This is a genomic window from Azospirillum thermophilum, from assembly GCF_003130795.1.
Classification (GTDB): Bacteria; Pseudomonadota; Alphaproteobacteria; order Azospirillales; family Azospirillaceae; genus Azospirillum; species Azospirillum thermophilum.
In genome coordinates this window covers 482,767-492,500 of sequence record NZ_CP029357.1, presented here as the reverse complement: position 1 = coordinate 492,500, position 9,734 = coordinate 482,767, and the positions used below count along the sequence as shown (strand labels likewise).

The following is a 9,734-nucleotide window of genomic DNA, read 5'->3' as shown; positions in this document are numbered from 1 at the left end:
CTCTCCTCCGGACGGTTCCAGTACCCCGGGGCGACATTCGGGCCTTTTACGAGAAGCTCGCCGGGAGTCCCGTCGGGCACATCATGCTCCTCGAGGTCGACGATGCGGATGGCGGTGGCGGGGCCGGCGATGCCGACGGCACCGGCGTGGGCGGCGATGAGGTCAGGGTCGAGCGGCATGCCGAGGACCGTCCCGGTCTCGGTCATGCCGAAACCGTCGACCATGGGACGCCCTGCTCCAGCCACCAGCGGATGTTGGCGGGCGGATTCGGCGCCCCTCCGGTGAAGAGCGCGGTGAGCGACCACGCCCCGGGTCGGAAGCCCTCGGCATGGCGCAGGGCCTCGGCCATCTGTGGGACGCAGAAGTAATGGGTGATGCCGAGGCTGCGGTCGGCGAGGCGGCCATTGGTCGTCGCCGGGTCGAAGCCGCGGGACACGAGAATGGTCCCGCCGAACAACAGGGGCGGCCAAAGCGAGGTGACGAGCCCGATGACGTGGAACATCGGGGACTCGCAAAGGAAGACGGACGCGGGAGTGACCCCGCCAAGGACGCCGAAGTTGACGCCCGTGAAGAAGAGGGTCTGCGGGGTCAAGATCACCCCTTCGGCACCCCCGACGTGCCGGAGGTGTAGAGAATGACGCACGGGGTCCGGGCCGACCGGAGAGGACGGTTCGAGACGGGGATGGCGGCCTCGACCGCGGCAGCGAGGTCAGGCAGCGACAGCGCGCGGCAGCCTGCGGGAGTTTCCACCGTGACAGTGCCGTCGCCGACGAGGAGTTGGGGCGCACAGTCCGCGAGGATGGGGGCGAGTTCCGCCGGCGCCAGGCGCCAGTTCAACGGAACGAAGATCGCGCCCATCCGCATGGCCGCCAGATGAATGATCAGGAGGTCGGCGCTGTTCCTCGCCAGCGCCGCGATGCGTCCGCCGGCGACGAGGCCGAGGGCGGCGAGAGCGGCAACCGCCTGGTCGATCCCGCGGTCGAGGGCGGCATAGGTCCAGCGGCGGCCGGTGGCGAGGTCGAAGAGGGCGAGCTTCTCCGGACGGCCCTGCGCGTGCAGGGCCACCGGATCAGGGGCGATCCAGTCTTCCATGGGTCAGGTTCCCTCCCGGAATCACGGCTCAGGGTTTGACGCGGCCCGTGTCGTAGGCGCCAAGGCCGGGCTTGTAGCTCTTCTCGTCGATGAACTGGCGAAGACCTTCCCTGCGACCGTCATTATCGTAGGAGTTCGCCGCCTCCTGGGCGCGGACGAGATAATCCTCGGCCTCGTCGTAGGTCATCACCCCGACCCGGCGGACCGCGTCCTTGGTGGCCTTCAGCGCGACCGGGTTCTTCTTGAGCAGCTCCCTGCAGACCGCGACCACCCGGTCCCTGAGCTGCGCCAAGGGCAGACTCTCGTTGACGAGGCCCCACTCGGCGGCGGTCTTTCCATTGATCGGCTCGCCGAGAAGAGCGTGGTACATGGCCTTGCGGAAGGGCAGGAGTTCGACGGCCACCTTGGTGGCGCCACCGCCGGGAAGAATGCCCCAATTGATCTCCGAGAGGCCGAACGTCGCCTCGTCGGCGGCGAAGGCGAGGTCGCAGGCGAAGAGGGGGCCGTAGCCACCACCAAAGCACCACCCGTTGACCATCGCGATCGTCGGCTTCTGGTACCAGCGCAGCCGCCGCCACCAGCCGTAGCTCTCGCGTTGGCTGCGGCGGACGCCCTTGAGACCTTCGGCTTCCGTTTCCCGGAAATACTCCTTCAGGTCCATTCCGGCGGTCCAGGCGGACCCTTCCCCGGTCAGGACGAGGACGCCTACGTCGTCGCGGAACTCGAGCTCGTCGAGGACGTCCATCATCCGGCGGTTCAAGGTCGGACTCATGGCGTTCCGTTTCTCGGGCCGGTTGAAGTGGACCCAAGCGATGCGGTCTTCAATGGCGAAGGTCACGACGTCGGAGGTCATGGTGTCTCCAGGATTGGATTTGAAGGGCCGCGGAGCGTCCGGAGCTGGCCGGATCGCTGCTGCGGACGGTTGGGGAGCCCCGGAACGGCCGCTCAGATCGGGTAGTGGCCGGGCTCGGTTGCGAGCGTGATCCAGCGGAGCTCGGTAAATTCGGCGATGCCGGCCTTGCCGCCGAAGCGGCCGTAGCCGGAAGCGCCGACACCGCCGAAGGGCATCTGGGCCTCGTCATGCACGGTCGGTCCGTTGACATGGCAGATGCCCGATCTGATCTGACGGGCGACCTTGAGCCCCCGGGCCCCGTCGCCGGTGAAGACCGCGGCCGACAAGCCGTATTCGCTGTCGTTGGCGAGGCGGATCGCGTCCGCCTCGTCCCGGGCGCGGATCACGGCGACAACCGGACCGAAGCTCTCCTCGGCGTAGAGTCGCATCTCAGGCGTCACGCCGACGACGACGCGGGCCGGGACGAGCACGCCTTCGGCCGCGCCGGCGGAGATGACGTGGGCACCCTTCGACACCGCGTCTTCGACCAGCTCGGCGAGCTTGTCCGTCGTCTTCCGGTCCACCACGGCCCCGAGCGGGGCTCCGGCCTGGCGCGGATCGCCTGCAGTCAGGGTCTTCACCTTGGCGGCGAATTTCTCGAGAAAGGCGTCGGCAATGGCGTCGACCACGATGATCCGCTCGGTAGACATGCAGATCTGGCCCTGGTTGAAGAAGGCACCGAAGGCGGCGGCCTTCACCGCCTCGTCGATGTCCGCGTCCTCGAGCACCACGAAGGGCGCCTTGCCGCCGAGCTCCAGCACCACGGGTTTCAGGTTCTGCGCGGCGCGGGCCGCGATGATGCGGCCCACTGCCGTGGAGCCGGTGAAGTTGATCCGGCGGATGGCAGGGTGGTCGATGAGCGCGCCGACCACCTCCGCGGCATCCTCCGGCGCGTTGGTGACGAGGCTGACGAGACCCCGCGGGAGGCCGGCCTCCTCGAACGCCTCGACGATCAGGCCATGGGTCCGCGGGCAGACCTCGCTTGCCTTGAAGACCACCGCGTTGCCGCAGGCGAGCGGCGTCGCAATGGCGCGGATACCCAGGATGACCGGAGCATTCCAGGGCGCGATCCCGAGGACGACGCCAACCGGCTCGCGTACCGACATGGCGACGCTGCCGGGCTTGTCGGACGGAATGGTCTCGCCCGCAACCTGGGTGGTGAGCGCGGCGGCCTCACGGAGCATGGACGAGGCAAGCATGACGTTGAAGCGTGCCCACGCCTGCGTACTGCCGGTCTCGGCCATCATGGCGGCGACAAAGGCGTCGCCGCGCGCGGCGACGACGTCGGCCGCCTTGAGGAGTGCCGCACGCCGTGCCCCCGGGCCGAGGGCGGCCCAGCCCGGAAAGGCGGCTGCCGCCGCATCGGCAGCGGCGGCAGCGGCAGCCGGCGTCGCGGCCGGAGCCTCGCTCGCCACCCCGCCGCTGATCGGGTTCATCCGCCGGAACCGGCGGTCCACGCTATCCATCAGGGGTCTCCCCTCTTGTCCGGGGCTGCGGTACGCAGCCCATGGTGCGTCAGGCAAATTGTTATGTAACATAGCGATTGACTGCTATATCACATAACAGTATGGTCTTGGCAAGGGGTCGTTTCGCAGCGCCTGCATCAGACAGGGGGGATCGGATGAAAGCGCGGGCACCGCAGCGGGTCGTGGCCAGCAAGCTCGAGGATTATCTCGGCTATCACCTGCGCCGCGCCTCCATTCGGGATCTCAACGGCATCGCTGCGACCTTCGGCGACGAGATGAGGCCGGTGCCGTTCACCGTGCTGTGCCTGATCGACGAGGAACCGGGCATCACCGCGTCGGAGATTGCCCGTGCCCTCCGGCTGCAGCGGGCGAACCTGGCGCCGATGCTGGCCGACTTCGACGGTCGCGGGCTGATCGAGCGTCGAGCCGACCGGGAGGACAACCGCATCCAGCGGCTTCACCTGAGCCCGGCCGGCGCCGATGCGCTCGCCGGCTGGCGGGCCAGGGTCGACGAGCATGAGGCACGGACCTTCGGAGCGCTGACCGCCGCCGAACGGCAGACGCTGCGCCTGCTGCTCGCAAAGGTCTGGAAGGACGAATGAGAGACTGAACCCGGCCGGCCGACCGGCCGGGCAACCGCAAAAGGCAGCCGCGATCAGCGGCATATTCGGGAGGATTTCTGCAATGACCACGGTCTCGCACGCCGGTGCGGGGACGCGGGCGCTCGCGCTCGTGTTCCTGGCGGCGGTCATCGAAGGATTCGATCTCCAAGCCGCTGGCGTCGCCGCGCCCAAGCTCGCTCCGGCCTTCGGCCTGCAGCCCGACCAGATGGGCCTGTTCTTCTCGTCAGCCACCTTCGGACTGATGTTCGGGGCGCTGGGCGGCGGTCTGATTGCGGACCGCTGGGGCCGGCGGGCGGGTCTGGCGCTGGCCCTCGTCGCTTTTGGCGTGTTCTCCGTTCTGACCGTCTGGGCCGGGACCTTTGAACAGCTTCTGATCCTGCGCTTCCTGACGGGTGTCGGTCTGGGCGGCGCGCTGCCCAACCTCGTTGCGATTGCTGCGGAGTCGTCGGCCCCGGCACGGCGCGGGCGGGCGGTCGCCATCATGTATGCGGGCGTGCCGCTCGGCGGCGCGATCGCAAGCGCCGTCGCCATGATGGGCCTGCACGGGGACTGGCAGTCGATCTTCCTCATCGGCGGGGTGTTGCCGATCCTGCTTGTCGTTCCGCTCCTGCTGCTCCTGGCGCCGTTCAAGGTGGCCCGTGACGCGGCGATGCCGACGAACCGCCGGCAGGTGCTGTTCGCGCCTGGAACAATGGTGGGGACCGTTCTGCTGTGGAGCGCATTCTTCTGCGGGCTCGTCGTCGTCTATCTGTTGCTCAACTGGCTGCCGCAGCTTCTCGTCTCACTCGGATTCGCTCGTGAACAGGCCTCTCTGGTGCAGGTCGTCTTCAATGTCGGCGGCGCGGTCGGGAGCGTCATCGGCGGCCGGCTGCTCGACAGCGAACGGCCGGCGCTTGCGGCCGTCGGATGCTTTGTGGGGCTCACCGTGGCGATCGCACTGCTTTCGGCCGTTCCGGCGGGCAACGTCGTGGCGGCGCTGGCGGCCGGAACCTTCGTCGGTGCGACGCTGCTGGGCGCGCAGGCTCTGCTCTACGGGCTCGCGCCGCAATGCTATCCGGCGGAAGTGCGCGGCACCGGGGTCGGCCTAGCGGTTGCGGTCGGGCGGATCGGATCGATCGTAGGTCCGCTCTTCGCCGGGGCGCTGCTGGCGAGCGGCATGGGACCGCAGCACCTGCTTTATGCGATCCTGCCGATCGCGGCGGTCTGTGGGCTGGCGACCGTCGCGTTGATCCTGCGACGCAGCTACCGTGCCGCGGTTCCGGCCTGAGCGCCACACGCTCGCCGGCGACCGCGTATTCGCCGGCAACCGCGCATATGTGGATCTCCGGGGACGATGATGCTCCAGTTCCAGACCTGCTTACGTGAAATCGCGAACGCATGGTGCGCTCCAGGTCCCGCGCCGGTCGGCCGGTCCACGGGCGTTCCGGCGGAAGCGGCGCCGGCAAATGCTGAAGCTGCTCATCGCTCAACTCGGATCGTGCCATTCCCCTTCAACAGAGCACAGCCCGACCGTCACTGCCGGGTCCTCCGGCGTGCTGGCCGAGCGTCGCGGCATGAGCACCGAGACCATCCCCAGACGGTGCAAGCGCGGCACCGACGACGTCCAGGACCACGCCTCGCGGCCTCAGCACCTGCGCTGGCGGGCCGGCAACGAAGAGCGTGCTGTCTGTGGATCGGCTTCCAGGCCTGGGCCACGGACCAACGGCATCCATCGCCTTGATTTTTCCCACTCGTCTTTTCAAGAAGGTGGCCCTCTGTCGACGCCGACAGAGGGCCACCCGGAAGCTCAGGCATCGTAACAAATCGGTGGATTGGATCGCCTCTGCTCCTGGTTCAGCCTTGGGCGCCGATCCACAAGCTCAACCGCCCTTGCCAGGATCCTTCACCGCGGTGACCTTGTCGAACTCGACGTTGAACAGCTCGCCGTCCCGGCGCTCGACCTTCCGGATGTAGATGTCCTGGATGATGTCACGGGTGTCGGCGTCGATGGTCACCGGGCCGCGCGGGCTGGTCCAGCTCATGCCCTTGGCGGCGGCGACGAAGCTGTCGCCGTCGGCCTTGCCGCCGGTCTTCTTCAGCACCTCATAGACCAGATGCATGCCGTCCCAGCCGCCGACCGACATGAAGTTGGGGCGCAGTCCGCCGTTCGCCTTACGGAACGCCTCGACATAGGCCTTGTTCTCCGCCGACGGGTGGGCGGCGGAGTAATAGTGCGCGGTCACCGTGCCGATGGCGGCGTCGCCCATCGCCGGCAGGATGTCGTCGTCGGTGACGTCGCCGGTGGCGAGCAGCCGCACTCCGGCCTTGGCCAGCCCGCGCTCGGCGAACTCCTTCATGAAGGAGGCCCCCTCGCCAGAGGGCACGAAGGCGAAGATCGCGTCGGGGGCGGTGTCCTTGGCGCGCTGCATGAAGGGACCGTAGTCCGGGTTCTTCAGCGGGATGCGGACATCGCCGACCACGGTGCCGCCGGACGCGGCGAAGCGCTGCTTGAACACGGTTTCCGCATCGATGCCCGGGCCATAGTCGGTCACCATCGAATACATCTTGGCAGCGCCGTTCTTCGCCGCCCATTGGGCGATGGACGCGGCCGACTGCGGCAAGGTGCCGGACGTGCGCAGGATGTAGGGCGACTTGGTGGTGATGACGGAGGAGGCCGCCGCCATGACGATCATCGGCGTCTTCGCCTGCTCCGACACCGGGGCGGCCGACAGCGCCAGCGGGGTCAGCCCGAAGCCGGCGAGGACGGACACCTTCTCCTTCACCACCAGCTCCTGGGCCAGGCGCTTGGTCATGTCGGGCGCCACGCCGGTGTCGTCCTTGACGATCACCTCGACCTTGCGGCCGGCGACGCTGTCGCCGTTGAGCTGCTGGTAGAGCCTGACCGCCGCCTCGATCTGCTTGCCGGTCGAGGCGAAGGGGCCGGACATCGGCAGGATCAGGCCGATCTTCACCGGGTCGGCCGCCAGGGCGGGTGACCCGGCCGGGATCGTCCCGGCCGCTGTTCCCAGCACGGCCGCCACCGCCAAACTCCGCGCCAAACTCCGCGCCAAACTCCGCACCACTGACGTCATCGTGAACCTCCCCCAGTCCTTATTGGATGGTGTCTCTAGGCCGCCTTGGCGGCGACACGCAGGCCGACATAGCGTTCGAGCGTGGCATGGTCCTGCGCCAGCGCCGCCGAGGGCGCGCGGTGGACGATCCGCCCGCGCTCCAGCACGATGGCGTCGCGGGTCAGGCCCAGCGCGATGTGGGCGTGCTGTTCCACCAGGATGATGGCGAGGCCCTCGCGCTCCACCATGCGGCGGATGGCGGCGGACAGCTCCTCGACGATCACCGGGGCCAGCCCTTCCAGCGGTTCGTCCAGCAGGACCAGCGCCGGGTTCAGCATCAGCGCCCGGCCGATCGCCAGCATCTGCTGCTCGCCGCCCGACAGTTGGGAGCCCAGGTTGGCCCGCCGTTCGCGCAGCCGCGGAAACAGCTCGTACACGCGGGCGAGCGTCCAGGGGCCGCGCCGCGCCGCCACCGTCAGATTCTCCTCCACCGTCAGCGAGGGGAAGATGTCGCGCTCCTGCGGCACCCAGCCGAAGCCGGCGCCCGGCCGCAGATGCGGGGCGAGCCGCTCCACCGGCCGGCCCCGCAGGGCGATGCTGCCGCCGCGCCGCTGCGTGTGCCCCATCAGCGTGGCGAGCAGCGTGGATTTGCCCATGCCGTTGCGGCCGAGCAGGGCCAGCGCGCCGCCATCCTCCAGCTCGAACGACACGTCGTCCAGCACCGACGCGTCGCCATAGCCGGCGCTCAGGGAGCGGACTCTCAGCAGCGGTTCAGCCCCAGCAGCGGTTCAGCCCCCAGCAGCGGTTCAGCCATGACCGGCACTCCCCAGATAGACGCGCTGGACCTCCGGGTTCTCCGCGATCTCGGCCGGGGTGCCGTGGCACAGCACCTGGCCGCCGACCAGCACGGTGATGCGGTCGGCGAAGCGGAAGACGAGGTCCATGTCGTGCTCGATGAACAGGATGGCGAGATCGCGCGGCAGGCCGGCGATCACCTCGAACAGTTCGGCACTCTCGCGTGCCGGGACGCCGGCCGCCGGTTCGTCCAGCAGCAGCACCCGCGGCTCGCAGGCCAGCGCCAGCGCGATCTCGACCAGCCGCTGCCGGCCATAGGCCAGTTCCCGCGTCGGCCGTTCCGCGTCGGGGCCGAGGCCGAGCCGGTCGAGCAGGGCGTGCGCCTCGTCGATGGCGTCGGTGTGCCGGCTCAGCCGCGACAGCCAGCTGCGCGTCAGCCCGCGCCGCTCGCACACAGCCAGCGTGACCGACTCCAGCGGCGTCAGCGCCGGGAACAGGCTGTTGATCTGGAAGGTCCGCACCAGCCCGCGCCGCACCCGCTCGGCCGGGCTGGCGTGGGTGATGGTGCTGCCGTGCAGGCGGATCTCGCCGCCGCTGGCTCGCAGCAGGCCGGTCAGCAGGTTGATCAGCGTCGTCTTGCCGGCGCCGTTCGGGCCGATCAGCGCGTGGCGGGCTCCCACCGGCAGGTCGAGCGTCACGTTGCGCGTCGCGAGCAGCGCGCCGAAATTGACCGACAGTCCCTCGGTGGACAGGGCGGCGATCGATCGGGCGGCGGTCATCGCGTGCCTCCCTTGCGGAAGCGGGCGCCCAGCCCGTATGCGATGGTGCCGACCCCGCCGATGATGCCGCCGCGGGCGAACAGCACGACCAGCACCAGCATCAGGCCCAGCCAGAAGAACCAGTATTCCGGGTTGGCCGCCGCCAGTTGGTCGCGGACGATCATGAAGACCGCCGCGCCGATGAAGGCGCCGTAGAGATGCCCGGCCCCGCCGAGGATCAGCATGATCAGCACCTCGGCCGAGCGTTGGAAGCCCAGCACCTCGACCGACACGAACTCGGTGGTCTGGGTCAGCAGGGCGCCGGCCACCCCGGCCAGGGCGGCGGAGACGGTGTAGATCAGCGCGCTGTGCCGGCGCAGCGGCGCGCCGATGGCGGCCATCCGCCGGCCGTTCTCGCGCATGCCCTGCAAGGCCAGCCCGAAGGGGGAGGACACCAGCCGGCGGGCCAGCAGGAAGCCGGCGAAGGCCACGGCGAGGCTGTAGCCGAAGGCGGTCCGCCCCCACATGTCCATCGGGAACATCCCGAGCAGCGGGTCGACGGCGATGCCCTGCAGGCCGTCGTCGCCGCCGGTGACGGCGTAGCCCTTCACCGCCGCCTCGTGCAGCACCAGCGAGACGCCGAGCGTCACCATCAGCAGTGCGATGCCGCGCACCCGGACGATGATGAAGCTGAGGGCGAAGCCGAGCAGCCCGGCCAGCGCGCCGGACAGCAACAGACCGCTGACCGGCTCGCCCCAGCCATGGCGGGCCAGCAGGCCGGCGGCATAGGCGCCGACGCCGAAGAAGGCGGCGTGGCCGAGCGAGACGATGCCGCCATAGCCGAGCAGCAGGTCGAGCGACAGGGCGAACAGCCCGGCGATCAGCACCTGCGAGGCCAGCACCAGATCGTCCGGGACGATCAGCGGGCAGCTTGCAACCGACAGCCAAAACAGGATCTCGTGCCAGCGCCAGCGGCTGCGCCGTTCCAGCCGGGTGACCGCCCGGCTGGGGCGGGCGGCGTCGGACGCCTGGGGGGACGCCACGGGAAGCGACACCAT

At 69.4% G+C, this 9,734-nt stretch carries 8 protein-coding genes and 1 pseudogene (1 of these 9 running past the window's edge); 2 read left to right on the top strand and 7 right to left on the bottom strand.

Features of this window, described 5'->3' with window-relative positions; translation table 11 throughout:
* From DEW08_RS27030 to DEW08_RS27020, 3 genes and pseudogenes are all read right to left on the bottom strand, one after another.
* A pseudogene (locus DEW08_RS27030) lies at positions 1-1,092 on the bottom strand (AMP-binding protein) (it extends 418 nt beyond the left edge of the window).
* 28 nt (positions 1,093-1,120) lie between these two features.
* Positions 1,121-1,945, bottom strand: coding sequence for a p-hydroxycinnamoyl CoA hydratase/lyase (locus DEW08_RS27025; protein WP_109333158.1), 825 nt, complete (start codon positions 1,943-1,945; stop codon positions 1,121-1,123).
* A 92-nt stretch (positions 1,946-2,037) separates the two neighbouring features.
* Positions 2,038-3,450: an aldehyde dehydrogenase gene (locus tag DEW08_RS27020; RefSeq protein ID WP_109333156.1), complete on the bottom strand. Its 1,413-nt coding sequence runs from the start codon at positions 3,448-3,450 to the stop codon at positions 2,038-2,040.
* Positions 3,451-3,632: 182 nt separating this feature from the next.
* Here DEW08_RS27020 and DEW08_RS27015 point away from each other — a divergent pair, with 182 nt between their 5' ends.
* Together DEW08_RS27015 and mhpT are read left to right on the top strand one after the other, a co-directional pair.
* Positions 3,633-4,052, top strand: a complete 420-nt coding sequence (locus tag DEW08_RS27015; RefSeq protein WP_168220528.1) for a MarR family winged helix-turn-helix transcriptional regulator — start codon at positions 3,633-3,635, stop codon at positions 4,050-4,052.
* An 82-nt stretch (positions 4,053-4,134) separates the two neighbouring features.
* Positions 4,135-5,340, top strand: coding sequence for a 3-(3-hydroxy-phenyl)propionate transporter MhpT (gene mhpT / locus DEW08_RS27010; RefSeq protein WP_109333152.1), 1,206 nt, complete (start codon positions 4,135-4,137; stop codon positions 5,338-5,340).
* Positions 5,341-5,932: 592 nt separating this feature from the next.
* Here the strand turns inward: mhpT and DEW08_RS27005 are convergent.
* The 4 genes from DEW08_RS27005 to DEW08_RS26990 are packed head-to-tail and all read right to left on the bottom strand — an operon-like array spanning position 5,933 to position 9,734.
* Positions 5,933-7,144 (bottom strand): ABC transporter substrate-binding protein, encoded by a 1,212-nt coding sequence (locus DEW08_RS27005; protein WP_109333150.1) that lies wholly within the window; start codon positions 7,142-7,144, stop codon positions 5,933-5,935.
* A gap of 35 nt (positions 7,145-7,179) precedes the next feature.
* Entirely contained in the window at positions 7,180-7,890 is a 711-nt protein-coding gene (locus tag DEW08_RS27000) for an ABC transporter ATP-binding protein (protein ID WP_109333148.1), read from the bottom strand.
* A gap of 39 nt (positions 7,891-7,929) precedes the next feature.
* Positions 7,930-8,697 carry an ABC transporter ATP-binding protein gene (locus DEW08_RS26995; RefSeq protein WP_109333146.1) on the bottom strand — a complete coding sequence of 256 codons (768 nt, stop codon included), beginning with the start codon at positions 8,695-8,697 and terminating at the stop codon, positions 7,930-7,932.
* A complete protein-coding gene (locus DEW08_RS26990) occupies positions 8,694-9,734 on the bottom strand; it encodes a branched-chain amino acid ABC transporter permease (protein ID WP_109333144.1) in 1,041 nt (346 codons plus the stop codon). Before DEW08_RS26990 ends, DEW08_RS26995 begins: the two co-directional genes overlap by 4 nt.